Source organism: Haloarcula sp. KBTZ06 (assembly GCF_048595605.1).
Lineage (GTDB): Archaea > Halobacteriota > Halobacteria > Halobacteriales > Haloarculaceae > Haloarcula > Haloarcula hispanica.
The window spans coordinates 230684-256341 of sequence record NZ_CP184340.1; the positions used below are offsets into that span (position 1 = coordinate 230684).

21 protein-coding genes are annotated in these 25658 nt (G+C 58.1%); 8 read left to right on the forward strand and 13 right to left on the reverse strand.

Translation table 11 applies throughout. From position 1 onward, the window contains the following. Positions 1–116 precede the first annotated feature (116 nt). Positions 117–869 carry an IclR family transcriptional regulator gene (locus ACNO8S_RS19425; RefSeq protein ID WP_014030881.1) on the reverse strand — a complete coding sequence of 251 codons (753 nt, stop codon included), beginning with the start codon at positions 867–869 and terminating at the stop codon, positions 117–119. A 1096-nt stretch (positions 870–1965) separates the two neighbouring features. Next, complete coding sequence (locus tag ACNO8S_RS19430; protein WP_420183020.1) at positions 1966–3096, reverse strand: ABC transporter ATP-binding protein; 1131 nt, start codon at positions 3094–3096, stop codon at positions 1966–1968. A gap of 131 nt (positions 3097–3227) precedes the next feature. On the opposite strand from ACNO8S_RS19430, the gene ACNO8S_RS19435 reads away from it, so the two are divergent. Both ACNO8S_RS19435 and ACNO8S_RS19440 read left to right on the forward strand, forming a co-directional pair. Then, on the forward strand, positions 3228–4445 hold the full coding sequence (locus ACNO8S_RS19435) for an aminotransferase class V-fold PLP-dependent enzyme (protein WP_050007469.1): 1218 nt from the start codon (positions 3228–3230) through the stop codon (positions 4443–4445). A 44-nt stretch (positions 4446–4489) separates the two neighbouring features. After that, positions 4490–5194 carry a PIG-L deacetylase family protein gene (locus tag ACNO8S_RS19440; protein WP_014030878.1) on the forward strand — a complete coding sequence of 235 codons (705 nt, stop codon included), beginning with the start codon at positions 4490–4492 and terminating at the stop codon, positions 5192–5194. Positions 5195–5233: 39 nt separating this feature from the next. On the opposite strand, the gene nagZ is transcribed toward ACNO8S_RS19440, so the two are convergent. The 4 genes from nagZ to ACNO8S_RS19460 all read right to left on the reverse strand — a co-directional run bounded on the left by nagZ (position 5234) and on the right by ACNO8S_RS19460 (position 10360). Then, positions 5234–6781: a beta-N-acetylhexosaminidase gene (gene nagZ / locus ACNO8S_RS19445; protein WP_420183021.1), complete on the reverse strand. Its 1548-nt coding sequence runs from the start codon at positions 6779–6781 to the stop codon at positions 5234–5236. A 99-nt stretch (positions 6782–6880) separates the two neighbouring features. After that, positions 6881–7798: a carbohydrate ABC transporter permease gene (locus tag ACNO8S_RS19450; protein ID WP_420183022.1), complete on the reverse strand. Its 918-nt coding sequence runs from the start codon at positions 7796–7798 to the stop codon at positions 6881–6883. 1 nt (position 7799) lies between these two features. Further along, positions 7800–8660, reverse strand: a complete 861-nt coding sequence (locus tag ACNO8S_RS19455; RefSeq protein ID WP_008308407.1) for a carbohydrate ABC transporter permease — start codon at positions 8658–8660, stop codon at positions 7800–7802. A 332-nt stretch (positions 8661–8992) separates the two neighbouring features. Beyond that, positions 8993–10360: an extracellular solute-binding protein gene (locus ACNO8S_RS19460; RefSeq protein WP_336358891.1), complete on the reverse strand. Its 1368-nt coding sequence runs from the start codon at positions 10358–10360 to the stop codon at positions 8993–8995. A gap of 243 nt (positions 10361–10603) precedes the next feature. Here ACNO8S_RS19460 and ACNO8S_RS19465 point away from each other — a divergent pair, with 243 nt between their 5' ends. From ACNO8S_RS19465 to ACNO8S_RS19480, 4 genes are all read left to right on the forward strand, one after another. After that, positions 10604–11611 (forward strand): SIS domain-containing protein, encoded by a 1008-nt coding sequence (locus ACNO8S_RS19465; RefSeq protein ID WP_420183023.1) that lies wholly within the window; start codon positions 10604–10606, stop codon positions 11609–11611. A gap of 237 nt (positions 11612–11848) precedes the next feature. Further along, entirely contained in the window at positions 11849–12997 is a 1149-nt protein-coding gene (dgoD, locus tag ACNO8S_RS19470; protein WP_014030872.1) for a galactonate dehydratase, read from the forward strand. A 52-nt stretch (positions 12998–13049) separates the two neighbouring features. After that, positions 13050–13796: an IclR family transcriptional regulator gene (locus ACNO8S_RS19475; protein ID WP_014030871.1), complete on the forward strand. Its 747-nt coding sequence runs from the start codon at positions 13050–13052 to the stop codon at positions 13794–13796. A 458-nt stretch (positions 13797–14254) separates the two neighbouring features. Then, positions 14255–15313, forward strand: a complete 1059-nt coding sequence (locus tag ACNO8S_RS19480) for a glucose 1-dehydrogenase (protein WP_420183024.1) — start codon at positions 14255–14257, stop codon at positions 15311–15313. 588 nt (positions 15314–15901) lie between these two features. Here ACNO8S_RS19480 and ACNO8S_RS19485 read toward each other — a convergent pair. Together ACNO8S_RS19485 and ACNO8S_RS19490 are read right to left on the reverse strand one after the other, a co-directional pair. Beyond that, positions 15902–16486, reverse strand: coding sequence for an HD domain-containing protein (locus tag ACNO8S_RS19485; RefSeq protein ID WP_050036566.1), 585 nt, complete (start codon positions 16484–16486; stop codon positions 15902–15904). 1 nt (position 16487) lies between these two features. After that, a complete protein-coding gene (locus ACNO8S_RS19490; protein ID WP_023842934.1) occupies positions 16488–17207 on the reverse strand; it encodes an EthD family reductase in 720 nt (239 codons plus the stop codon). Between the two features lie 104 nt (positions 17208–17311). On the opposite strand from ACNO8S_RS19490, the gene ACNO8S_RS19495 reads away from it, so the two are divergent. Beyond that, on the forward strand, positions 17312–18673 hold the full coding sequence (locus ACNO8S_RS19495) for an NAD-dependent succinate-semialdehyde dehydrogenase (protein WP_014030867.1): 1362 nt from the start codon (positions 17312–17314) through the stop codon (positions 18671–18673). Positions 18674–18807: 134 nt separating this feature from the next. Then, positions 18808–19479, forward strand: a complete 672-nt coding sequence (npdG, locus tag ACNO8S_RS19500; protein WP_191449317.1) for an NADPH-dependent F420 reductase — start codon at positions 18808–18810, stop codon at positions 19477–19479. 112 nt (positions 19480–19591) lie between these two features. Here npdG and ACNO8S_RS19505 read toward each other — a convergent pair whose 3' ends face one another. The 5 genes from ACNO8S_RS19505 to ACNO8S_RS19525 form a co-directional block, all read right to left on the reverse strand. Then, positions 19592–21592, reverse strand: coding sequence for an AMP-binding protein (locus ACNO8S_RS19505; protein ID WP_420183025.1), 2001 nt, complete (start codon positions 21590–21592; stop codon positions 19592–19594). Between the two features lie 71 nt (positions 21593–21663). Beyond that, positions 21664–22047 (reverse strand): PaaI family thioesterase, encoded by a 384-nt coding sequence (locus ACNO8S_RS19510; protein ID WP_014030864.1) that lies wholly within the window; start codon positions 22045–22047, stop codon positions 21664–21666. A gap of 164 nt (positions 22048–22211) precedes the next feature. Then, a complete protein-coding gene (locus ACNO8S_RS19515) occupies positions 22212–23216 on the reverse strand; it encodes an LLM class flavin-dependent oxidoreductase (protein WP_420183026.1) in 1005 nt (334 codons plus the stop codon). An 86-nt stretch (positions 23217–23302) separates the two neighbouring features. After that, complete coding sequence (locus ACNO8S_RS19520) at positions 23303–24571, reverse strand: M24 family metallopeptidase (RefSeq protein WP_420183027.1); 1269 nt, start codon at positions 24569–24571, stop codon at positions 23303–23305. A gap of 114 nt (positions 24572–24685) precedes the next feature. Further along, positions 24686–25648, reverse strand: coding sequence for an NAD-dependent epimerase/dehydratase family protein (locus ACNO8S_RS19525; RefSeq protein ID WP_050007351.1), 963 nt, complete (start codon positions 25646–25648; stop codon positions 24686–24688). Between the last annotated feature and the right edge of the window lie 10 nt (positions 25649–25658).

Consider the following 25658-nt stretch of genomic DNA (forward strand, 5'->3'; position numbering starts at 1 on the left):
CACGGAAAGTTCTATTCTATTGAATCGGCTTCTATCGTGCTATAGCGTTGTTCCGAAGGGATTCGAACGGTCTCACAGGTGTCTTGCCCAGATCAGTGGTGTTCGAGTCAGTAGAACTACTGATACGAGAGATTCACCTGTAGCTCGCCGGAGATTCCACGGATGAGGTCCGTCAGTTCGTTTTCGATGCGTTCGGAGTCCAGCCGGTTCGCTGGTCCCGACACGCTGATGGCACCGTACGTGTTGCCGGCGTTGTCTACCAGCGGGGCACCGACGCCGGCTACGCCTTCGAGGAACTGGTCGATGCCGTAGGCGACGCCGCGGTCCTGAATCTCGTCGAGTTCTGCTTCGAGTTCCTGCCGCTCCCGACCGTCGGGGAGGGGGTAGTCGTAGCTTTCGAGGATTGTCTCCCGCCGGTGTTTCGGCAACACTGAGAGGATTGCCATGCCACCAGCGAGCCTGTACAGTTCGGTGTACTGGCCGATCTGTGAGTTTGTCTGAATCGCCCGACTGCCGAGCGCTTTGGCCAGGAAGACCGCCTTTCCGTTCTCTTCGACGATCCACCACGCTTTCTCGTCGGTTTCGTCGGCTATCTCGTTCAGTTTCGGGGCGACCTCCTGGTACATCTCCTGCCGCTCGCGGACTTTCATCCCGATATCCAGAAACCGCAAGCTCAGCCGATACGCCTTGTTCTGGTCCTGGACGACGTAGCCTCGGCTCTGGAGTGTCGAGAGATGAACGTGGACTGTGCTCTTGGGCATCTCCACCCGCTCTGCCAGCTCAGTGACGCCGAGTGCCTGTTCCGTTTTCAGTGCTTCAATAATGTCCAGCACCCTCCCGGCGGACTCTATCGGGCCTTGTCCTGTCATACGCGTATATTCGGCTAACTGTTTATAAAATTATTCAACAAGATTGAACTCTGTGTCCGGGGACTGTGTTATCAGGTGTATTCCCAGTGGCGTCGCGACGACTGCACCATGATATACTACCCAAAACTCGGCAATCCAGTGACTCTCCTAAATTCCGTCCGTCCGTTTACGTACCTACTGACCACTGTATTGCCACTGAGAAACGGAGTAAGGCGGCGGTGTCCCGGTGCTCTAATGCCGGCCGATGCAGATGTCGGACGGTGGCACTTGCTGTACACCAGGATGTTCAATCAGCTTGAACTCGGCCGCAGCATACGAAATACAAATGAGAACATAGCGAGGATAGCAGCGTTACCGGGACTAGTCCTGTCACGGTCTCCCAGTCCGTTTCGATTCGCCCTGTTCGTGCTCAGCACTCTCCTTGCACAACCGCAATCGCTTCTCGTATCGCCTCGATACTGGTCTGCACTCCAACGCCGACACTATCACCTACGGCCGGTAACTCTCAGGCTGATTCTGAATCAGATAATAGATGTACGCCTGTTATCCTATGGCTGTATCTCTGAGATATGTGCGCTCCAGAGCGCAGTGCAACCATCCGGCCTACAGTGAGGGTTGTTCACAGGTGTTGAATCTCAGTCAGGGTTGCATCTGTCTCCCCTCTGCTCCCGACGCCTAGTGAGACGTGTAGAGCAGTCGACCACTCCGATAATATTTGTACGCCTGTTATCTGAAGGCCATGCAGATGTCGTATTACGAAACACAGTGCCGTTGCGGTACTGACCCCTCACAACGACAACAGTTCATATAGCAAGTGACTGCGCCTCGCTAGCTACTTCTGGTGACTGCGCGAATGAATTTCACATTACGAAACGAACTCCCACACCCGCTCGCAGAGCGGAAATATTGAATACTGAGCAAGCACGTCTCAGACCATCTCGTCAGCAAGCCCTGCTCACAGAGCCGTCAAAATGGGTCGGTTCCGCGCTGGTCCTCCCAGTGGCTCCTTTGGTATTCTTCCGGCCGTCACTACCACTGGTACCCTTCTCGGGTATTCTCAAGCCACGTTCTATCGGACGTCGCGGAATGAGAAAAATCAGGCTGCAACCGGACTCTCTTCGTCGATTTCCGTTTCACTGTTCTTGATCGCAGTGCCGGAGTCCGCATCAAACAGATGGATGACCTCCTCTGGGAACTGCAATCCGACCGTGACGCCATTCCCGAGGTTTGCTCCATCCTCGACGGTGACCGTATACTGCTGCCCGTTGATAGTCACGTACACATGAAACAGGTCCCCAAGTGGCTCGACGACGTCGACGGTCGCGGTAACGGTCTGCTCCGGGCCAGTCGCGGTGTTGAGCTGAATATCTTCAGGCCGGACACCGAGGATGACTTCCTCGTACCCGTCGAGCTGGGCGGCGGTTTCAGCGGACAGCTCGTAGGTAAACTCCTGGTGCACTAGCGACCTGTCCTCGACAGCGGCAGGAATGAAGTTCATCGAGGGCGACCCGATGAACCCGGCGACAAACCGATTGGCTGGACGGTGATAACACTCCAGTGGCGTTCCAACCTGCTGTAACACGCCATCGTCCAGAATAGCGATACGGTCGCCCATCGTCATTGCCTCCGTCTGGTCGTGAGTAACGTAGATCGTTGTCACGTCGAGTTCGTTCTGGAGGCTCTTTAGCTCTGTCCGCATTTTCGTCCGGAGCTTGGCATCCAGATTGCTCAGTGGCTCGTCCATCAAGAACACCGCTGGGTCCCGAACGATTGCTCTCCCGAGCGCCACCCGCTGTTGCTGGCCCCCAGATAGCTCCTTTGGCGGATCATCAAGCAAGTCCTCGATGCCCATCATCTCGGCTGTCTCGGTTACACGCTGTTCAATCGTTTCTGTATCTAGGTCCGTCGTCATCTTCAACCCGAACGACATGTTCTCCTCTGCGGTCATATGTGGATAGAGCGCGTAGTTCTGAAAGACCATCGCGATATCGCGGTCACGGGGCTCGGTGCCGATGACAGACTCGTCTCCGATCAGAATATCACCCTCAGTCACCGTCTCAAGCCCGGCGACCATCCGCAAGGTTGTCGATTTTCCACAGCCGGATGGGCCGACCAGTACCAGAAACTCGCCGTCGTTTAGCGACATATTCACCGTATCGACAGCGACAACCTCGTCGCTCCCGTCGGAGAACGTCTTGACAAGGTTATCGAGCTCTAACTGTGCCATGCGATACCTGTTATTGTTCCACAGAGATATATAATAGTTTGTGTTTTTCGATTATAGATGGGAATCTTTCATATACCTGGAGCGGGTTTGAGTTCGTATACGGGACTAGCGGTAGTGAAAAGAGCACAACTATGGTTCCATTCACAACAGAGTCAGAGTCGGTGTATCGTCAGTTGGGTGTCACGCCGGTCGTCAATGCAGCGGGCACAAAAACGCGGATTGGCGGCAGCCTCATTCGAGAGGAAGCCGCGGACGCCATGCGCGCTGCTGCCGACGAATTCGTTCAGCTGAGTGATCTAGAGGCAAAGGCTTCCGAACAGATCGCTGAAATCGCCGGGTCGGAAGCCGGATACGTTTCGCCGGGTGCTGAGGCCGGCCTGTTGTTGGCCGCGGCTGCCGCAATCGCGGGGGACGACCCGGAGACCATGTCGGAGTTACCCCATCCGACAGACGCACCAAACGACATCGTGATGCCCCGGACTCACCGGACGGGGTACGACCACGCACTGCGAGCGGCTGGCGCAAACATTGTCGATGTCGGGACAAACGATTACCATCTCGGCACTGGCGCAACAAACGTGGAACCCTGGGAGATCGAAAGCGCCATCGACGAAAACACTGCCGGGGTCGCGTACGTCCAGAAAACATACACACAGCCGGACCTCTCGACGGTCTCGGAGATCGCACACCGACACGATGTTCCCGTGATTGTCGACGCTGCCGCCGAGGTGCCGCCCATTGAGAACCTCTCTCGTTTCGTCGAGCAGGGAGCGGACATGGTGGTGTTCAGCGGTGGCAAAGGAATCCGCGGCCCACAGACGACGGGTATCATCGCCGGCAAACGTCAGTATATCCGTTCAATCGCTGTGCAGCACCAGGATATGCACGTCGACCGCCGGGTTTGGAACCCACCCAGCTCGCTTATCGATACGGAACGGTTCGATGGGGTTCCCAGACAGGGAATCGGACGGTCGCTCAAGGTCGGCAAGGAGGAACTTGTCGGCCTCATTCGCGCGCTAGAACTATTCATCGAAGAGGATCAGGAAGCGCTTGTCGCCGAGTGGGAGAACCTCGCCGAAAACATGGCGAGCCAACTTGAGGCAGCGGGCGTAGAGACCACAGTTGTTGCTGGTGGTGAGCAGAGTGTTGCTCCACGGATCATTGTGGATATAACTCACTCCCAATCGACTCTTTCGGCAGCCGCGTTGGTGTCAGAACTGCAGCGCGAGGACCCACGCGTGTATGTCGGCGAGGACCGCATCGACGAGGGCGAGATTGTTCTCAACCCGATGTGTCTCGACGAAGACGGTGCTGCGTACGTCGTCGACCGCCTGCTCACACATCTGTAACAGAGAAAAGATATAAATAATAACTTACAATACCATAGCATAGTATGGACGTCCTCGTAGTAGTTGCCCACCCAGACGACGCAGATGTCTTCTGTGGCGGTACGATAGCAAAGCACGCTGAACGCGGTGACGAGGTCAGTATCGTACACATGACTCGGGGAGAGTACGGCGGGCTGCGAACGGACTCACAGGAAGCCGTCGGGAGAGTCCGTGAACAAGAGGCCCGCGCTTCGGGGGCGGTGTTAGGCGCCTCGGAAGTCGCGTTCCTCGAGTTCAAAGACGGGCGGATCACTTACTCCCTGGAGAACCGTGTAGAGATGGTGGATGTAATCCGGGAGTACGACCCGGACATCATCCTCACGCACTACAAAGACGATCTGCATCCAGACCACCGAGCGACGTCACGGTTAGTGACGGACGCGTACTACATGGCTTCGCTCCCCCTCGTTGAGACGGATTTCGAACCCTGTGATCCGGACAACATCTACTACTTCGGCAAGCCGACATCGGAGTTTACCCCCTCCATGTTCATCGATATCGATGGGTACTTGGAACAGAAGGTCACAGCGATCAAGAAACACGAGTCTCAGGTAGAGTTCCTCGTCGAGCACGGCGGCATCGACGCCGAGTTCGACAACCTCATCGACGGACTTCGCGCCGAGAATCTCGTGTTCGGGAAACAGGCCGGGGCCCGCAGTGCGGAGGGGTTCGTCCCGCTGCACGAGTCCGCACAGGAGTTTCTCGGATAAGGTCGCTGGCGTTTCACGAGCACTGTCGTTGAAGCGACCTCAGTCGGGAATCGTGACCGGAAGCGTCCCCGTTGGGTCGACTGTCCCTGCCAGTGTTTTCGCCGCTGCCTGAATCGCACCTGGTGAGTAGCCGTAGGTCGTCAAAAACGTGGCCGCACCTGGACAGACAGAGAGGTCGTATGGGTTCCGTACGGCAAGGACTGCCAGCTGGTCGTGGTGCGCAATGAGCGTCCGGAGCGTCGCTGCCTGTGACTCGTTTGCCAGGGCATCGTAACTGACAGCGACAATCTGCTCGTTCTCTGGCGCTATCTCGACAGTCTCACCGGTCGCCACTGTATGTGTCGTGATTTCAAACCCGACCTCGCTGAGCGCAGCAGAGACCGCCTCTGGGTCGTAGCGCTCGTCCTCGGCGGGCGACCCCCGCGTTCCGGTAAAGCTGACCACATGCAGGTGACGCGACGTATCGAACGGCACTGTCTCGCTGTCGTCCCTGACGAGTGTTACCCCACAGTTTGCGATTTCAGTTGCAAGCTGTTTCGATTCGGGCGCACAGCGATTCCATTCCGGCTTTTCGGCAGTCTCAGATGCACCCATCCGTTGCTGTTTACAACGCCGGATGCGCTGCAGCGACCGGTCGATTCGCTCCTCGGTAAGCCGTCCCGTTCGGACGGCGGTAAGCACGGCCTCAATCGCTGCACGCTGTCGCTCGAACGTATGTGAAACAGTGACGATATCACACCCGGCCTCGATTGCACGGACAGCCCCTTCGGTGGGACCGACGCCTTCGGCAATCGCGTCCATCTCGAGACAGTCCGTGACGAGTAACCCATCAAACCCCAATTGCTTTCGAAGCAGTGCTGTCTGGACTGCCGACGATATCGTCGCTGGCAGTTCCGCGTCGCCTGTTATCGCCGGAAAGGCAACGTGTGTGGTCATGATCGCGTCGATACCGCTCTGTATCGCCGCTTCGAACGGTGCGAACTCCACGCGTTCCAGTCGGGACCGCTCGTGGGCGACCACCGGCAGGTCGAGATGTGAATCGACTGCCGTGTCGCCATGACCGGGGAAATGCTTCCCACAGGCCGCGACAGCCACGGACTGGAGGCCCTGGGCCATGGCTGCGCCCAGCGCGGCCACGCGCTCGGGATTTTCACCGAAGGATCTGACACCGATTACGGGGTTGTCCGGGTTGTTGTTGACGTCGAGGACTGGCGCGAGGTTCAGATTGATCCCGAGGCTCCGTAGCTCCCGTCCGACGGTCGCACCTGCTTTCCGAGCCATCGCTTCGTCATCGCAGGCCCCAATGAGCATCTGACTCGGCAGTTGCGTGCCCCAGTTGAGGCGTGAGACGACGCCGCCCTCCTGGTCGGTGGCGACGAACAGTGGGAGGCCAGCGCCGACTGCTGTGGCTTCTGACTGCAACTCCGCCGAGAGGGCTGCCACCTGCGCCGGCGACGTAATATTTCGGGTGAAATAAATGATGTTGCCGAGGTTGTACTCACGAATCAGTTCCCGTATCCCAGCAGTCGGTTCGGTGCCATCAAAGCCAGCCATGAATAACTGGCCGACTTTCTGTGCTAATGGCATACTCGCCACCGTCTGAGTCTGCATATAACAACATCCGACGTGCTGGGGATATAAAACTACGTTTGGAATCGCGAACCGCCACAACACTGGAGCCGAAGATTACTGCTTGACACTCCCGGACGTCAGCCCGGAAACGATCTGCCGCTGGAACACGACGAAGATTGCGAGCAGTGGCACAGCGGCGAGGGTCGAGGCAGCCATCATCTGACCCCACATCGTCTGATCCTGCTGCTGGAAGTTCTGAATCCCAATTGAGAACGGCGTCACGTTATCGGTCGCAAGGACTGACGCGAACAGCACCTCATTGAATGCGAGCAGGAACACGAACATCCCAGTCGCGGCCAGGCCCGGTGCTGCAAGCGGCATCACGACGCGGAACAGGGCCTGTGTCCGCGTACAGCCATCGATTCGCGCGGCTTCCTCCAGTGCGGTCGGAATCGTGTCGAAGTACCCACGAAGCATCCAGATGGTGAATGGAACGGTAAACGTCGTATAGAGGAATATCATCCCGTGGTACGTGTCTTTCATCGGAATGTTTGCGGACTGGTCCATGATGATGAACAACAGAAACATCGGGATGAGGATGAGTACGCCAGGGATCATCTGCGTTGCGAGTGCCCCCATCTCGAATTTCTCCTTGCCAGGGAACTCATATCGCGACAACGAGTAGGCAGCCAGTCCACCGATGAGCAGCGAAAGAACTGTTGTCACGCTCGAAATGACCAGGCTGTTAACGTAGTAGTCGACGAGCGGGAACCGCTGGAACATCAGGAAGTAGTTCTGGACATAGGGGTCCGCCGGAATTATGTCAAGCCCGAGTTGCAGCACTTCATCGCGGGTTTTGAACGACGTCGTGAACATCATCCAGACGGGGAATATCGCGAATATGAGAACAAGGATGAGCACGGAGCGCCAGAGCAGTTGGTACACGAGCTCTTTACCATCGGCAGTCAGCCGCATTTCGTCGGGCACCATCGTACTTTCTGACCCGACAGCAGCCATGAGCGAACTGAGCATCTCAGATAGCCCCTCCGTCGTAGCTAGACGCCACAACGCGCTTGTAATAGACGTATGCGATGGTCATAGAGAACAGGAACAGCATCGCGCTGAGCGCGGACCCGATCCCGTATGCACTCTGTTTGAAGCCAAAGGAGTAGATGAGCAACATCAGGACGTTCCCCGATTCGCTCGGTGACCCTCCCAGCAAAATATACGGGACGGGGAAGTTGATGAAGGTCCAGAGGATCAACAGCAGCAGAATGACGGCAGAGACAGGCTTCAACTGTGGCAGCGTCACGTACCGCAGCTTCCCCCATCGGCCGGCCCCGTCTATCTCTGCAGCCTCGTACAATTGCTCCGGTACCGACTGCAGTCCGGCGTACAACATGATCGCCGCATACGGGAAGTTCCGCCAGACGTTCGCGATGATTATCGCGTACAGTGAGTTTGGACCCAGCAGCCAGAACAGGGACCCCTCGATGAGTCCGGCCTGCCGGAGTAACGCGTTGATGACTCCAGTATCGCTCCGGAACATCATCCGCCAGGTGAGAAGCGTGACGACAACCGGTGTCACGTACGGAATCAGAATCACGGTCCTCGCGACAAGCTTCCCCCGGAATTGCTTATCGAGGGTGAGTGCGGTGACGAGCCCGAGAACGTACGTCCCTACGACCGAGCCAACCGTGTACAGAATGGTGACTTTGAGCGAGTTCCAGAACTGTGCGCCATAGATCGTATCCTTCTGGAAGACCTTCGCGAAGTGGTCAAGCCCGACGAACGTCTCTGGGCGGAACCAGTCAGTATATCTGAGCGACGGGAACTCGTAGAAGCTCATAACGAACCCGAGGATGACTGGAATCCCGTGGACGAGAAGCATCATTGCCAGAGCCGGGGCAATGAGCTTGAGTCCGAAGCGCTGGCTTGCAGGTAACGAGCTAACGTATGGGATATGAACCGCTGGGAGTCGACGTCTGACTCGCTGGTACGCGGACAGGAGCATACACAATCGATTATTATGCAATGTATTTAACCGTTCTGCACGACGCTAGAGTGACATGGTCCCGACACAAAGCTATAGTAGCCATTGAAAATCAATGCACACCTGATCGCACGACGGCAGTGCGATCAGTGTGGACATCGTTTCAATTGTTACTAAAGTAGCTATTCGACCGGACAAGCACAGAACCACACTGAAACGCCTGTTTTCCGAGGTTATCCTTGAAGCGCGTTTTCTGCCTGCATCGCAGCCTGTTGGAGTGCCTTCTCGGTATCGCCTTCGGACCAGGAGTCCGTTGCTGCCTTCGTGAGTACCTTCGTGACAGCCCCCTTGATCGCTCCGGAGACATCACCCCAGCCCACGACTTGCGGCGCTGTCTTGGCGTTTGTGTTGTTCAGAACGTCTTCACTGAAGGACTGATACAGCTCACCTTGGAAGGCGTCTTGCTCGAAGCTACTCTTGATCGTCGGCAAGAAGCCAGAGCCCTTCGCGAGTTCTGCGTTGACCTCCGGCTGCATCAGATACTCGATGAACGTCGCGGCTTCGCTCTTCTTCTTCGTCCAGGGATGGATGCCCATGAGGTTCACTCCGAAGAAGGTCGACGACTCTCCCCGGGGACCGGCCGGCGGCTTGCCGACGCCGAGTTCGGCGTCGATATCGTTTGCTACTCTGAGCCCCTGCCACGTCGAGGCTATCCGTTTGCTGCTAAACGCGTTGTTCCGTGCAACGCCGTTCCACTCGACTGACGCCTGTGGGGACGCCTTGTGCGTCGTCGACAGGTCCTTGTAGAAATTCAGCGCCTCCACCGCCGCGTCACTGTCGAATGTCGGCTTGGACCCGTCGATCACGCTCCCGCCGTTTTGCCAGATGAGCATCATATAGTACTGGACGACTGCCCAGTTGTTCGCCCCCGGAATGCCGAACAGGTATCTCGTGTTGTAGCCTTCCTGTTCCCACTTTTCGGCCTGCGTGTTGTACTTCGACGCATCATTCGCGAGTTCGTCCCAGGTCGACGGAGGGCCGTCGATACCGGCTTCCTCGAACAGCGATTTATAATAAATGTGCCCGCGGGGTCCCCAGAACCAGGGGAACCCAGCCCGGACACCGTCGAATTTGCCGATCTGAAGCGGCGAATCATAGATATTGTCTGTCGGCATCGAGACGCCGGCTTCTTCGAGGTCCATCCAGCCGTCGGAATTGACCTGTTGTGGCATCCACGTCGATGCGATCTCCTCGACGTCCGGACCGGTCCGAGTGGAGATACTGTTGTTTTGCTTCTTCCGAGCGACGCCCCAGCCCATCGTCTCGAAATCCACGCTGATCCCGTGTTCTTTCTTCAGTATGGGATTGTGCTTCTCGTAGAACGTCTCAATGTGGTCATTGACGAAGTGACGGACAGTGAGGGTGGTTATATCGTTCGATTGCTCCCCGGTGCTCGCGCCGGAGCCGCCATCCCCGCCGTCTCCGGAGGTACTCTCTGAACTTTCGTTGCCGCCACAGCCCGCGAGCAGGGTGACTGTTGCCGCTCCGGCGCTTTTGATGAAGCGACGTCGCTTGCCACTCCGCAAACTACTGTCTGACATATGCTATCACCAACGACCCATGTAGTATATATAATTAATTGTTTAGGATATTCTTCGCAACAGGTCCTACAGCCTATCACAAATACCTATCGTATGGTTTTATTATCTACTGCCATCAATCGGTAATCTAAGTGATCGCAGAGCGAGTCCGATCAGTCAGACAGTCGCTGGCTGACCGGAGCGTCTCTGCCGGCGTTGTCGTTGAAACAACTGACCACGGTGCCGCCCCTTGAACACCAAAACATGACTACACACGCAGTCTACGACGAGATCCGAACCGGTATCGATCGACTGAATCATTTCGAACTGAGTACGCACGACCTTTCCGAGCCACGCGAGCGTATTGCACACGCTGACCGAGTCCACTTCATCGGCTGTGGGTCCTCGTACTGGACCGGCGTGATCGGTCAGTATGCGTCTTTCCAGAGCGGCATCGATGCAACGGCGCACGCCGCGTCAGAATACCTGTTCGCCGGTCCGCCGATTACTGAGGAAACGGTTGTCGTCGCCTACTCCCAGTCCGGCGAGACGTCTGAAACCGTTACAGCCGCTCGACGAGCAAAAGAGGGGGGTGCGGTCGTTATCGGTGTTACAAACAGTGACGATTCGACGCTGGGGTCAGTAGCGGACGAGGTCCTCGTCACGCCGGCGGGGACCGAGAAGGCAGTCCTCGCTACCAAAACAGTCGATGCCGCGCTGATGCTGACGTTCTCGTTGCTCGAAAGCAAATACAGTGAGTACACACCGAGCGAACTGCAACGCACATGCCGGAACGTCATCGATCAGGACTTTCAGGCAGCCGTCGCCGTCCTCGCGGAGGCCAAGACACTCTACACTCTCGGACAGGGGATCGAATATGGACTTGCAGGCGAGGCGGCGACGAAGTTCGGCGAGGGTGCACTGTTGCATACGACAGCGCTCCCGACACCGGAAATCAGCCACGGTCCCATCGCAAACGCTGCCGGTGAGCCGGCACTCGTCATTGCGACCCGAGAATCGAAGTCATCGTTGACCAGCGAGGTCGTTTCAAAGCTACGCGACGCCGGAGTGACCACAATTGTCCTGCGGCGGCCGACGAACGACTACGGTGGAGACATCTCAATCAAACTCCCGTCCCGATCACCGGACCACCCGATAGTCCCGTTGAAGATCCTGCAATCGCTCACGTACAAGACGGCCGTCAAGAAGGGATACAATCCGGACGATCCACCGGAACTCTCGAAACATATCGAGTGGAGTGCGCTGGGGTAGCGGGCTACACCAGCAACCCTAGCGAAGGGCACGTATCGATCACCGATGAGAAGCAACGAATTGAAACGGCTAACTCACACTGGTCTCTTTTCCGCCCTCTGGAGTCCTGTCGATAGCTGACAGCGGTGACGACCGTCACGATACACAGCCGCACAACCGATATGTAAACCCAGTGGGAGCTGGATTATGCAGATTATATCATGAAGGTTAATCACACTCCGGATACGATGCGGCAGTATGCAAATCACCGGATACGAACTGTTCGAAATCCCTCCCCGCTGGGTCTTCCTGAAACTAGAAACCAACACCGGAGTTCTGGGGTGGGGTGAGCCCGTCATCGAGGGGAGAGCGAAAACAGTTCGAGCGGCGGTCGAGGAGATGCTGGACCAGTATCTCATCGGGAAGGACCCGTTTAGAATCGAGGATCACTGGCAAGCGCTGTACCGTGGCGGGTTCTATCGCGGCGGACCGATCCTGATGTCTGCCATCGCTGGTATCAATCAGGCGCTCTGGGATATCAAGGGGAAACACTTCGGTGCACCTGTGTACGAACTGTTGGGTGGAAAGAGCCGTGATAAGGTTAGAGTGTATAAGTGGATCGGCGGTGACCGGCCGGAGGATGTCGCTGCAGAAGCGACGCGGTTAGCCGAGGCCGGCTACACCGCACTCAAAATGGATGCGACGAATCAGACCCGGTTCATCGAAACAAAGGCGTCGCTCGACGAGATCACAGAACGGATTCAGCACGTTCGAACAGCGGTGGACGACCGAGTGGATCTCGGGATCGATTTCAGAGGCCGAGTATCAAAATCGATGGCCAAGACCCTCACCAACCGCCTCGAATCCGTCGAACCGATGTTCATCGAAGAGCCAGTGCTTCCCGAGAACATCGAACACCTTCCGAACATCGCGGCACAGACACGCGCACCAATCGCAGCAGGTGAGCGACTGTACTCGAGATGGGATTACAAAGACCTCCTCAAAACGGGGGCGATTGACGTGATTCAGCCCGATGTCTCTCACGCAGGCGGTATTTCAGAGATGGTCAAACTTGCTAACATGGCGGAGTCACACGACGTCGCCATTGCACCGAACTGCCCACTGGGTCCAATTGCGCTGGCTGCGTCGATCCAGGTGGATACGGTCGTTCCGAACCTGTTAGTCCAGGATCAGGGGTTCGACGTCCACTCTGAGACGACCAGTCCCGCACACGATCTGCTGAATTCGAACCCGTTTGCGTTCGACGACGGCTACCTGAAGACGCTGGACGGCCCGGGACTGGGTATCGACGTAGCACTAGATGTCGTTCGGGAGAAAGCAGAGGCCGATCTCGACTGGCACAACCCGATATGGCGGCACGAGGACGGCAGCGTCGCCGACTGGTAACGATTGTTTCATAATAATAAAAACTTAAGCTATAGACGGGAGTAGTAATCTTATGCCCGATAAAACTGAGACAGCAACACTTTCGGCACCGATGAAGACGTTCGCCATCGTCGACGTGCTCAGAGACGCCGACGGGCCGCTTGGCGTCTCAGAGGTGGCCGAGCAACTCGGGTACACTCGGAGTACGACATACAAGCACCTGAATACGCTGTTGCAGTCAGGCTACGTTACAAAGAGTACAGGGAACTATCAGCTGACGTTACAGTTTGCCGATATCGGCGAACACGTCAAATCTCAGGCACCCATCTACCACGATACGAAGCCCCAGATAGACCAGATATCGGCGACGACCGGCGAGTCCGCCGGACTGGTTATCAAGTGCGAAAAGCAAATTGCCGACGTCTATCATACCGCCGTTGACGACTCTCCGAGACACGTAAACTCCCCGTGTTTTCACTGCAGCGCTCCGGGAAAGGCAATCCTCGCGGCGACCGACCCAGAGGCGGTCGATGCTATTTTAGACCACACTGGTCTGCCTGCAATGACCGAGAACACGATTACGGATCGCCAGACGCTCACCGCCGAACTCGACAATATCCGGGACCGGGGTATCGCGTTTGAGCGTCGCGAGCAGTATCCAGACGTAAACTGTGTCGCGGTTCCGATTCAGGACCAGTCTACAACCGCAGCCGTGTACGTGGCAGGACACGCTGAACGGCTGAGCGGGAAGCGGTTACAGGAGGATGTCCCCGGGATGATTCTGAGCGCCGTCAGGCAACTCAATGCGGAGCAAATCTGAGTCATTCGTCAGCCATTCCTGTTCATCTCGGCCATTGTCAGCACAGCCTGGAATCAGCAATGTTCAGTACAGCCGCAGCAACTCCAGTCCTAGCTGACCGACGGCAGTTTCAGCAACGCCATACATATCCCAACAGAATTTTTTATCCGAGATAGGGTATTTCTTTTAGCGAAACCATTTGAGAGCGAGTGGTGAGTGAAATAACAGCCGTACACTTATTATTCTAATCCACTCACCTGAACCTGGCCCTCCTAAATATGCACATATCGTACTGTAGCGGTGCTGCATCGGTCTTTTTTCATCCACTTGCCGTTCACACCGCTGTCGTTCAGTATGCTTCCCGCATCCTCACAGCTTTTCATAATACGAAATAATTTCGTCGAAGTCCCTCTGTCTATTGGTCGAAACATTCAACTGTTGATGGATGGTGCGTTTCACTCACGGGGATACCTACAACAATGGATGCAATCGCTGTCAAGCGGGGGAAGACTCGGCCAGAACGCATCGACATCGAGCGCCCGGAACCGGACGAGGGAGAGGTGCTCGTGCGGACGCTCCGTGTTGGCATCGACGGAACGGACTTTGAGGTGCTATCGGGATCACATGGCGAGTTTCCCGAGGGCAGCGACTACCAGATACTGGGCCACGAGGCCGTCGGCGTCGTGGAGTCCTCGAACGGGACCGCGCTGAACGAGGGAGAGATTGTCGTCCCGACAGTCCGGCGGCCCGCAAACACGTCGAGCCGGTTCTTCGAGAACAACGAGCCCGATATGGCTCCACCAGGTGAGTATGTCGAACGGGGGATTGCGGGGGCGCACGGCTACATGGCCGAGTACTTCACCACACCCGCATCGTTTCTCGTCCCGATCTCGGAATCGCTGGCGGATGTCGGATTTCTGGTCGAACCAATCAGCAATGCCGAAAAGGCACTCGAGTTGGCACAGCGTTCCAGGTCGACCTTCGAGTGGCAGAATGCTTCCGGACTCGTCCTCGGAAACGGACCGCTAGGACTGCTCACATTGGCGATGCTTGCAGACCGGTGTGAGCGGACGTACTGTCTCGGCCGTCGTGAACGGCCGGACCCGACCATCGACATTATCGAGGAACTGGGGGCTACCTACGTTAATTCTCGACAGACGGCCGTCGACGAGATACCCGATGTCCACGAGCCGATGGATCTGGTGTTCGAGGCGACGGGGCACGCAAAACACGCGTTTTCGACGGTCGAGGCACTCGATGCGAACGGAGTCGGGGTCCTCCTTGGCATCCCTGAGGACTGGGAATTTACTGTCAACGGTGGAGCGCTTCACAGGCAGTTGGTCCTCCAGAACAAAGCGTTGCTCGGGAGCGTGAACTCCAACGTCCGGCATTACAAACGCGCTCGTAACACACTTGCAGAATACCCGGACTGGTTCCTTGCGTCTATCATGACGACCCAGTGTTCGGTGTCGGAGTTTGCAGACGCATTCGAGGAGTCACCGGAGACTATCAAATCGTACATCGAATTCAGCACATAAGCTGCAGCATACCATCGATATGTGCATATTCACTTGAGAGAGTGGTATCCCCTCCGCATTTCTACATAAATAATCGCCTTAGGCACTCTTTTGACGAGAAAATTCGAAGCCGGGCTTCTCTGGAGGCATTTATGTCGACAATATTGTTATATGAAGATACCTACGGCATGTTTAGACGTAAGTATCTGTTGAGAGCGTAGAAATACATTGAACCCTCAAAATGAAACCCTCAAAACTGCTTCCGTACACATTATTTAGCTGCTGAATCCCAGAGCACGTTCGAAGCGGTCGACAGTTTTGTTATTGAATGCACAGCTATCTCTTCGGTTGTCCCCCAAAACGCGTTCGGAGACTGACGATGTGGTCTCGACTCATTGCCGCACGGACAGTGGACGCGCTGCGTCGTCCCGCCCCGCCCGCTCGAAATGCGAGTGAGGGTAATCGTGGTTAGTGTCTCCGCGTACCGTCGAACCCGAAGGTGTCAGCGAACTTTGAAGGGGAGATAGCATACCTCCGACCAGTGATCGCAAATGGACTAATTTCGCCGGTCGACGCCTTAGCAGAGCGCGCTATCGTTCGCGCCAGTGGCTACGTCTGGGAGTACTCATCGACCCACTCCTGCAGCGTGATGCCCATCGTTGACTGCGTAATCGCGTTCGAGGACGCGGAGTTCGCACTCTTGACGAGTTCGGCTTCCAGTGTCCGCGTCGGGATCTCGCCGATAAAGTGCGGAATCGCTCGTTGGACCGCCAGCGGACAGCCGACCTCGTGTGCGAGTGCATAGCCCGACAGGGAGTGTGGGACCTCTTCGGTTGCGTATTTCGGGTCCGGGTCGAGTAGCTTCTCGTCCTCGACGAAGTCGACGTACTCGTAGCACTTTCCGACGTCGTGGAGTAGTGTGGCTGCCACGATGACGTCCATATCGGGGTCGGCACCGTGGAACTCCTGCTGCTCGATAGCGGATTCCCGTGCGATTCTGGTGACACCGCGGACGTGCCTGACGTTGGTTACTTCGTGGATGTTCCAGGCGTAGGGGATATCGGTAATGTCGCGCCAGCCACCTCGGTCGAGCGCGAGTGTCCACGCCTCGATGACGTTGCTGCGGAGGCTGTCCGACGAGATGTAGTCGAGTTCCGGGAACGCCTCCGTGACTTGCTCCTCGTAGTCGGGCATACTACCCCTCGTCCTGGACGAGCTGTTCCTGGCCGATAAACCGGGGCCGCTCGTCGATAGCCAAGAAGTTATCCACGTCCTCGCGTGCCGCTTTCGCTTTCCCTTTGTCGGGCGCGTAATCCCGCGACCCTTCGCTGCCGAGCGCGTCGTATAGCTTCTCGAGGTCGTCAAAGTAGAGTTCGGCGACGCCGTCGAACTCGGCGTTCTCGGGGTCAGTGGGGATGACCGTATTGTACTTGACGACGCCCTCGATTTCGCGGGCAATCGGTGTATGGTTGCTCTGCCAGTAGTCGACGAACTCATCGTGTGTCATGTCGTCCTGCCGGACGAGAAACGCCGAGTGCTTGTAGAGGCCGTCGGTGTCGCCGTCGACCTCGTCTTTCTGGACGATCTCTTCGCCGATAATACGCGGCCGCTCCTCGACAGCAAGGAAGTTGTTCACGTCCTCGCGGGCCTTCGCGGCGACCGCTTTCGTGGGGTCATAGTCACGGGAGCCGGGACTACCCAGCGCCTCGTGCAGGTCCGCAAGCGTCTCGAAGTACAGCTCCGCCAGTCCGTCGAATTCGGCGTGTGCTGGTTCTGTTGGAAGGACTTGCTGGTAGCGAACCACGCCCTCGATGTCCTTTGCAATCGGCGTGTGATTGGTCTGCCAGTAGTCGACGAACTCCTCGTGAGACATGCCGTCCTGTCTGACTAACAGGGCTACGTGCTTGTACATCATCAGCACATTTCTGACCTATGAATATAAAAGCTAACGCTGTCGTCTATCAGATTAGTTAGGTCAGTAAAGATTAATGTACGTGTGACGCCGAAGACTGAACCGATATGGAGTCAGTCAACCCAGCCACGGGTGAGCGGCTAGACGTGTATGACCCGGATGATGACGACACGGTCGAACGGAAACTGGACCGAGCCGCAGCGACGTTCGAGGAGTGGCGTGATGTTCCGTTGCGTGAGCGCGAGCAATTGCTCGTAAACGCTGGTGAGGTCCTCCGGGAGAACAAACAGCGGTACGCAGAGCTGATGACCCGGGAGATGGGCAAACCCATCACTCAGGCCGTCGCTGAAGTCGAAAAGTGTGCCTGGGCGTGTGACCACTACGCTGAATACGCGCACAAATATCTCTCCGATGAGCACCACCCCAGCCCGCCGGGGACAGAAGTAAAGACGGTCCACGACCCGCTCGGGCCGGTACTCGCGGTGATGCCCTGGAACTACCCGTTCTGGCAGGTCGTTCGCTTTGCCGCGCCCTATCTCACTGCCGGCAACGTCGGCCTCCTCAAACACGCCTCGAACGTTCCCGGGTGTGCGCTCGCGCTCGAAGAGGTGTTTACCGAAGCGGGCTATCCCGAAGGCGCATTCCAAACGCTGTTGGTCGGTTCCAGCGATGTCGACGGCGTTCTCGCAGACGAACGCGTTCGCGCGGCGACGCTTACCGGAAGTGGTCCCGCTGGGCGCGCCGTCGCCGAAACGGCCGGCAAACACCTGAAAAAGACTGTGCTGGAACTCGGTGGGTCTGACCCGTTTATGGTCCTCGACGACGCGGACCTCGACGCTGCCGTTGAGACTGGGGTACAAGCACGGACGCTCAACGGCGGACAATCGTGCATTGCCGCCAAGCGCTTCATCGTTCACACAGACGTCTACGAGGAGTACGTTGAGCGACTCGTCGCTGCCTTCGAAAACCTCACTGTCGGCGACCCGATGGCCGACGAAACTGATGTCGGTCCACAGGCTGACCCTGACCTCATGGCCGAACTCCACGACCAGGTACAGACCAGCGTCGACGCCGGTGCAACGCTGTTGACTGGGGGCGAGCCGCTTGACCGGGCCGGTGCGTTCTACCCACCGACAGTACTGACTGACATTCCTTCAGGGTGCCCCGCTGACACCGAGGAGACGTTCGGCCCAGTGGCGACCGTCTACGAGGTCGCCGATGTAGAGGAAGCAATCGCAGTCGCGAACGACACCCGTTTCGGGCTGGGTGCGAGCCTCTGGACTGCGGACCGGGAACGCGGCCAGCGGCTGGCACGAGAGGTCTCCGCGGGCTGTGTCTACATCAACGAGATGACCAAATCAGATCCGCGGGTCCCGTTCGGCGGCATCAAAGACGCCGGCTACGGCCGTGAACTCTCGGAGATGGGAATCAAAGAGTTCGTCAACAAAAAGACAGTCTGGGTCGAATAACCGTTCGCGTTTGGCACTGGGTGGTCTTCACATTGCTGACGCGCTCGGCTCTCGTCTGCCGGCAGCAACGATGGTAGTCAGCGATTCGCGTGACAGGACAAACCTTCTTGTTTCAAGGGGCGTTATGCAAGCGCATGGAGTTAGCAATACTGGGCGGTACTGGTGACATCGGTGAGGGGCTCGCAATGCAGTTTGCCTCGGACACGGACCACACGATTACGATCGGCTCGCGGGACGCTGCGAAAGCCACCGAGCGAGCGAGCACGTACGAAGAACGACTGTCCGAGCACGGCGTCGAGACTGGAATCAACGGGACAGACAACAGTAGCGCTGCGGCCGGTGCAGACGTGGTTATCCTGGCTATTCCGCCACACCACGTCGGCGATACAGTTGAAGCACTGGCAGAAGATGACGTGCTCTCAGACCAACTGCTCATTAGCCCCGCCGTCGGAATGAACGGCGATGGGGATGGACTTCACTACCGACCACCGTCGACAGGGAGCGTTACTGAGTTTGTCGCGGAGCGAGCCCCTGAATCTGTTCCAGTGGCCGGCGCGTTCCACAACCTCGCCGCGGACCGGCTAGCGGATCTGGAGGCCACGCTCGATGTGGATACGCTGGTGGTCGCGGACGACCCGGCGGTCAGTGAACGAGTCGTGACGCTAACTGATGACCTTGCGGGCGTCCGACCGATCCCTGCTGGGCCGCTATCGAACGCTACGGAGGTCGAGAGTCTGACGCCACTGCTCATCAATATCGCTCGATACAACGAGGATATGCACGATGTCGGTGTGAGTTTTAGCTAGACCCGGCCGCGCTTCCGTCCGCCGCCGCGGTTCGATAGTATCGTAGCGAGATCGGCGACGTCCTCGCGTTTGCCTGTATCTGTAGACAGTCGCAACCAGATCAGGAATTATCTCAGCGCGCGTTGTCGATTTCGTCGATCGCGTCGGGGTTTTCGATACTCGAGAGGTCCCCCAGTGCTGTCCCCTCGTAGACGTTCTGAACGATTCGACGGACAATCTTTCCCGACTGGGTCTTCGGGAACGCGTCGACGAAGTGGAGTTCACGCGGTCGGAACGGCTTGCCGAGCGCGGTCCCGACCTGCGCGCGCAACGTCTCTCGAAGGTCGTCTGACGCCTCGTACTCCTCGTTGAGGATGACGTATGTGACAACCGCGGTCCCCTTCGTTTTGTCGTCCGCACCGATGGCAACAGCGGCGTTGACCGCATCGTGTTCGATGAGTGCGCTCTCGACCTCGGCCGGGCCGACCTTCCGGCCGGCGACGTTGAGCACGTCGTCCGACCGACCGTGTAAGAACCAGAAGCCGTCCTCGTCTTTCTGTGTCCAGTCGCCGTGGTCCCACATATCGCCGAACCGCGACCAGTACTCTTCGAGGTACCGCTCGTCACCGCTCCACAGCGACTTTGTCATCGACGGCGCTGACGACTGACAGACCAGATACCCCTTCTCGTTGGCTTCGGCAACGGATTCCCCTTGTGCATCGACGATGTCGATGTCCATGCCGAGCGCCGGACCACCAAGCGTCCCCGGCTTCAGCGAATGCAGCGGCGTCGGTTGCAGGAAACAGCCGAATATCTCCGTTCCGCCGGAGATGTTCATAATCGGTGTCGTGCCGTCGCCGACGTTCTCCAGAAACCACTCCCAGGAGTCCGGGTCCCACGGCTCGCCAGTTGAACCCAGCAGGCGCAACGTCGAAAGGTCGTGCCCATCCGGCCACTCGTCGCCGTGTTTCTGTAGCGAACGGATCGCCGTCGGTGAAATCCCGAACACCGACAGATTGTGGGTGTCGATCATTTCCCAGAACCGGTCCGGCTCGGGATAGTCGGGGGCCCCCTCATACAGGAAGACGGTGCCACCGTGGGCGTGATTGCCGATCAGCGTCCACGGCCCCATCATCCAGCCGATGTCCGAGACCCAGAAAAACCGGTCTGCGGGCTTGTGGTCGAACGAAAAGAAGATTTCCTTCGCCGGCTGGACGAGCCCGCCGGCGTGCGTGTGGACGATGCCCTTCGGTTTGCCTGTTGTCCCAGATGAGTACAGCAGCATCGACTCGTGGTCGGCGGGGAGCGACTGGGTCTCGTAGTCGGCAGTTTGGGAACCGACTGCATCCGCCCACCATTCGTCACGAGCGGGGTCCCACGAGAGAGTGGATTCCCGAGAACCCAGCCGATTGTAGACGATTGTGTGCTCTACGTGGCCCGCCGCTTCGATAGCCTCGTCTGCGGCCGACTTCAGGTCGATTTCGCTTCCCCGGCGGTAGAAACCATCACCGGTGAACAGGACTGAACACTCGGCGTCTTCGATGCGAGTTGCTGTCGCGTCGACCCCGAAGCCGGAGAAGATAGGGACGGCAATCGCACCTACTTTGAAACAGCCATACAGCAATGGGACGATTTCCGGGACCATCGGCATGTACAGCCCGACGGTGTCACCGGGTCCGACACCGCGCTCTTCGAGTGCATTGGCGACGCGATTGGCCTGTTGGTGGAGTTCGTGATAGGTTATTTTACGGACTGTCCCGTTTTCACCCTCCCAGATTGTCGCGACGGTATCTCGGGTCTCTGAATCTGGGGCCGCGTGACGGTCGACGACGTTGTGCGCGATGTTGAGTTCCCCACCGACGTACCAGTCCGTGAACTGCGGACCATCTGTGTCATCGCGGACTTGCTCGTACGCCTCGTAAAACTCCAGGTCGAGATAGTCGACTATCTCGTCCCAGAACCAGTCAAGTCCGGACGCCGGCTCACCGTCGATATCGGTGACCGTCCGCCTGTGGAGTTCTTCGAAGGTCTCGATGCCGTGCGCTTGCATGAACGCGTAGACGTTGCTCTCGGTCACGAACGTCTCGCTCGGTTCGTACCGTACCTCGTCGAGTGCTGTGAGTGAATCTGACATTGGATTCAAGTGGCTGTGACAGTGTCGGAAGCTGTGCAGTCGCTGCAGTTGAGCGACCCCGTCTGGTTGCGCTACCCCGTCTTGTAGACGCCGCGTGCGTCCGCGACCTGTGTGCCGTCTTCAGCGTACACTTCGACGCTGACGACGCCAACGTCACCGCCGTGGCGAACCACATCCGCCTCTGCTCGGAGGTCCCCTGTCCCGGCTTCGAGGTAATCGATGCGCATATCGATGGTCGGCACCGGCTGGTCGACGAGAGACACGAGCGCGGCCCCGCCAACGGTGTCTGCGAGCGTGAACGTGACGCCGCCGTGGGCCATTATCTGCTCTTCGTTCCACGACAGCTCTTCGCGCATTTGGATATGCCCTTCGGCGTACCCGTTGTCGACTGTGGTTATTTCGATATCGAGCAGGTCGGCAAACGGCATGTTCTCGAAGAACGCTTCGATGTCCATACTCATTCAACCGGTTTTTCATCAGGGGAAATAAGTATTGGTGTTCACACGGTGCCGGACCACACGGGCGGTACCGAGGGACTCACTGGCGCTCATGGTGTCTCAGCCCCTTCGGTCCGGACTGCGTCTGGCGTCTCGGCAGTCACCGACACGACGTGTCAGTCTTAGCTGATCTTCGGCTGCACCTCTTCACCCAGCCGCCGGATACACTCGACCATCTCCTGCGTTCCGGTTCCCGGGTGATACGTCCGGAAGATGAAGTGTATGTCGTCGCCCAGCGCCTCGCGGTACGTTTCGAGTTCTTCGGTGACTTGCTCGGGTGTCCCGAAGATAGCCTGCTCTTTGAGTTCCTGCTTGCGGTCTTCGTCCAGTTCCGCAACGGTCTCGCCGGAGAATATCTCCTCGTACCGGCGCTGGATGTAGAGGTAGCCGTCGCGCATCCGCTCCCACGCGTCCTCGCGGGAGTCTCCGACGAACCCGTGTTGGAGGACGTACACCTGAAAGTCGCCCTCGATATCCTCGTCGTCACGGACGTTACGGATATCCTCGACACGCTTGCGGACGCCATCGACTGACAGCGACGACGGGGCACACCATGCGTCAGCGGTCCGGGCGGCTCGCCGGACGGCAGGCCGCGACGCCCCACCGAGCATGAGGGGAACGTCGTGTGCAGGTTTCGGTGTCACAGTGACGTCCGACGAGATGTCATGGAATTCCGGCTCGTAGCCGAGCGGCCCGTCAGACCAGGCCCCTCGAAGTGTGTCGACCGTATCGGCTAGCCGCTCGGCCCGTTCGTCGTCAGGAATCCCGAAGGCGTCAAACTCGGAGACGTTGGACCCGATTGCCATCCCGAGCGTCGTTCGGCCACCGGAGATCTGGTCCACCGTTGCGATATCCTCGGCGAGCCGGATCGAATCGTACAGCGGCGCGAGTGCGATGCAGGACCCGATTTCGATGTCGTCGGTGACTGCGGCTAACGCCCCAAGCGCCGGTGTGACGCCCGACAGATAGTCGTCGTCGAGGAAGTGATGCTCTGAGACCCAGGCGCTATCGAGACCCGCGTTGTCGATAACTTCCCCCAGTTCGAGCATTTCGTCGTAAATATCGCTGGTTTCGCGGTCGTCGTCCGGGCGCTGCTGACAGGTAAACAGGCCTGTTCCCAGTTGCATAAATTTCCGTAACGGCGCGACCGACTTAACGGTAGTGGCACGCCGGCGACCAGACAGTGCGTGAGACCGGCCAAGATGCCTGCCAGTCAGTAGTCTATCCGCGTGATCTCCGAAACGGGCCATTCGCTGAGGATCTCAACGCCGTTCTCGCGGACAACGACCATCTCTTCGACGCGGACGCCCTGTCGCTCTGCGGGTTGCATCGTCTCGACAGCCATCGTCATACCCTCCTCGATTTCGATCGGGTGGTCCGGCGAGAGCCCGCGCCAGATGAGCGGCGTCTCGTAGAGCTGTAGCCCCAGCCCATGCGCCCAGTGGTTGGTCGTCATCTGCCAGAACTCGTCGGCGTCGTACCAGTCCATATGCTCACCCTCTCTGTCGGGGAATCCTTTGCAGATCTCGTCGGTCGTGGCCCCCGGCTCGATTCGTTCGAGGACGTCGTAGAGGTCGTCACGCGCCTTTTCGTAGGCGTCTTTCTGTGCCTGCGTCGGTTCACCCATGCTGAACGTCCGGTAGTAACAGGAGCGATAGCCCAGATAGCCGATGTTGTAGAAATCCGCGTAGACGAGGTCGTTCGGCCGGATCATTCGGTCGGTCGTGTTCGCCTGATGTTTCGGCCAGGTGTTCGGACCAGAGGTCACGTAGCCGCCCTGGGCCATCGCGCCGTGGCCCCAGAGTTCGCCGACCGTGTCGCCCCAGACTTCCGATTCGCGCTTGCCTGGCTTCGCACTCTCCGTAATCCTCTGGAAGCCTGCCTCACAGATAGCAGCGACCTGTCGCAGACACTCGACCTCGTCGCGGGTTTTGGTCTTCCGCGCGTCGAGCATGATATCGGTCGCTGCACTGGTGTCGACATCGACGCCGCGGTCCTCGAACTTCTCGATGAGTGTCCCGTTCCCCACGTCGATACCCATCGGCTCCCGATCGACACCGTACTCTTCCATGGCGGTGTACACCGTCTCGGCCATCTTGTCTTTGAGCCAGTCGCGCGCGGAAGCGCTGCCTGACGCCCGGGGAACGTTGCCGAGTCCGGGACAGGCATACCGGATATCGTCGAGCCAGGGACAGTTGAACCGCTGGTTCGATGCGTGGTCCGCAGTGTCCCAGTGGACCACGTCGCCGTCTTCGGTCAGGAGCGTGTAGTGATCTGCCCCGCTCCCGCCAGTCATCGCCAGCCCAGTGACGTACCGGACATTCGGGTCATTGATAAGCAGCATCGACCCCAGTTCGGAGTCCTGCAGTCGGTCGAGGGCTCGCTCTTTGCGCTCGCGTCGCATCCGCTGGACGTCGATCCGCTCTTCCCAGTCGACGGCCATGGTGCCACGCGTTCCTTCCATGAAGTCGCGCTCGTACATCACGTATGCGTACAGGCAGGTCCCTAATCAAACACTGGGTTCACTCCGGCCGATACGGGACAAACGCAAGCACCCACGGTACGCACGTCACACAGCGACGGCAGGACTGGTGTATCAGAGCGATTCGAGCCCGTTCTCTTCCCGGAGGGTGTTGATGTAGGACCGGAACCCGGATTCGAGGTCGTACTCGACCTCGTAGCCGAGATCGTTCTGCGCAGCGGTCATATCGAGATTCTGGGTCCAGGGGAGTTCGCCCTCGTCGGAGACATCGAGGTCGGCGTCCGGAACGATTTCCCGGACAGCGTTGGCGGCTTCACGGATCGTCGCGAGGACGCCGCGGACGTTGTAGATGCGCTGGCTGAGATCGTCCTCGTCGACGAACGTTGCTTTCCGGAACGCCTGTGCGATATCGCGGGCGTGTTGCCAGTCGATCACCTGATCACCGTACTCGACGCTGAACGGTTCGCCGAGTGCCGGCTTCTCGATGATGTTTGCGAGGAACGCCGACCCACCGGTTTCGCGGTAGGGGCCGTACGCGACTGTCGGACGGAGTCCAACGTGGTCAACACCGTAGTCCTCGTGGTAGACACGGGCCTGATGTTCGTTGTACTCCTTGGTCGCGCCGTAGAGCGTGTCAGGATAGACGAGTTCGCTCTCGTCGACGTACTCGGCGGCGTAGTTGTGTGGCGGCGCGTACACCGCCGCGCTGGAGGCCCAGGTGACACGCTCGATCTGGTCGTCGAGGGTGCGTGCGGCCTCGAAGACGTTGTTCGTCCCCCTGATGTTGACATCGAGGCCAGCCCGCGGGTTGTCCCGTGCTGTGTTCGTCAGCAGTGCCGCGAGGTGAACGATGTGTGTCGTCCCCGTCTCTTTGACGGCACGAATCACATCCGTCGCCTCGGAGACATCACCGCGCCGGATGGTCACGTCGTCGGCGACACCCAACTTCGATAGGATGTGGTCGTCCGTCGAGAGGTCGTAGGCGACGACGTCGTGGCCGTGTTCGATGAGGTCCTCGACCACATACGAGCCGAGGAAGCCGGTTCCACCAGTGACAAGCACCGTCGTATCTGTCATTGTCATATCA

Coding starts and splice junctions, on each gene's coding strand:
- ACNO8S_RS19425 (WP_014030881.1), bottom strand. CDS start 869: ATGACAGGACAAGGCCCGATAGAGTCCGCCGGGAGGGTGCTGGACATT.
- ACNO8S_RS19430 (WP_420183020.1), bottom strand. CDS start 3,096: ATGGCACAGTTAGAGCTCGATAACCTTGTCAAGACGTTCTCCGACGGG.
- ACNO8S_RS19435 (WP_050007469.1), top strand. CDS start 3,228: ATGGTTCCATTCACAACAGAGTCAGAGTCGGTGTATCGTCAGTTGGGT.
- ACNO8S_RS19440 (WP_014030878.1), top strand. CDS start 4,490: ATGGACGTCCTCGTAGTAGTTGCCCACCCAGACGACGCAGATGTCTTC.
- nagZ (WP_420183021.1), bottom strand. CDS start 6,781: ATGCCATTAGCACAGAAAGTCGGCCAGTTATTCATGGCTGGCTTTGAT.
- ACNO8S_RS19450 (WP_420183022.1), bottom strand. CDS start 7,798: ATGCTCAGTTCGCTCATGGCTGCTGTCGGGTCAGAAAGTACGATGGTG.
- ACNO8S_RS19455 (WP_008308407.1), bottom strand. CDS start 8,660: ATGATGCTTCTCGTCCACGGGATTCCAGTCATCCTCGGGTTCGTTATG.
- ACNO8S_RS19460 (WP_336358891.1), bottom strand. CDS start 10,360: ATGTCAGACAGTAGTTTGCGGAGTGGCAAGCGACGTCGCTTCATCAAA.
- ACNO8S_RS19465 (WP_420183023.1), top strand. CDS start 10,604: ATGACTACACACGCAGTCTACGACGAGATCCGAACCGGTATCGATCGA.
- dgoD (WP_014030872.1), top strand. CDS start 11,849: ATGCAAATCACCGGATACGAACTGTTCGAAATCCCTCCCCGCTGGGTC.
- ACNO8S_RS19475 (WP_014030871.1), top strand. CDS start 13,050: ATGCCCGATAAAACTGAGACAGCAACACTTTCGGCACCGATGAAGACG.
- ACNO8S_RS19480 (WP_420183024.1), top strand. CDS start 14,255: ATGGATGCAATCGCTGTCAAGCGGGGGAAGACTCGGCCAGAACGCATC.
- ACNO8S_RS19485 (WP_050036566.1), bottom strand. CDS start 16,486: ATGCCCGACTACGAGGAGCAAGTCACGGAGGCGTTCCCGGAACTCGAC.
- ACNO8S_RS19490 (WP_023842934.1), bottom strand. CDS start 17,207: ATGATGTACAAGCACGTAGCCCTGTTAGTCAGACAGGACGGCATGTCT.
- ACNO8S_RS19495 (WP_014030867.1), top strand. CDS start 17,312: ATGGAGTCAGTCAACCCAGCCACGGGTGAGCGGCTAGACGTGTATGAC.
- npdG (WP_191449317.1), top strand. CDS start 18,808: ATGGAGTTAGCAATACTGGGCGGTACTGGTGACATCGGTGAGGGGCTC.
- ACNO8S_RS19505 (WP_420183025.1), bottom strand. CDS start 21,592: ATGTCAGATTCACTCACAGCACTCGACGAGGTACGGTACGAACCGAGC.
- ACNO8S_RS19510 (WP_014030864.1), bottom strand. CDS start 22,047: ATGGACATCGAAGCGTTCTTCGAGAACATGCCGTTTGCCGACCTGCTC.
- ACNO8S_RS19515 (WP_420183026.1), bottom strand. CDS start 23,216: ATGCAACTGGGAACAGGCCTGTTTACCTGTCAGCAGCGCCCGGACGAC.
- ACNO8S_RS19520 (WP_420183027.1), bottom strand. CDS start 24,571: ATGTACGAGCGCGACTTCATGGAAGGAACGCGTGGCACCATGGCCGTC.
- ACNO8S_RS19525 (WP_050007351.1), bottom strand. CDS start 25,648: ATGACAGATACGACGGTGCTTGTCACTGGTGGAACCGGCTTCCTCGGC.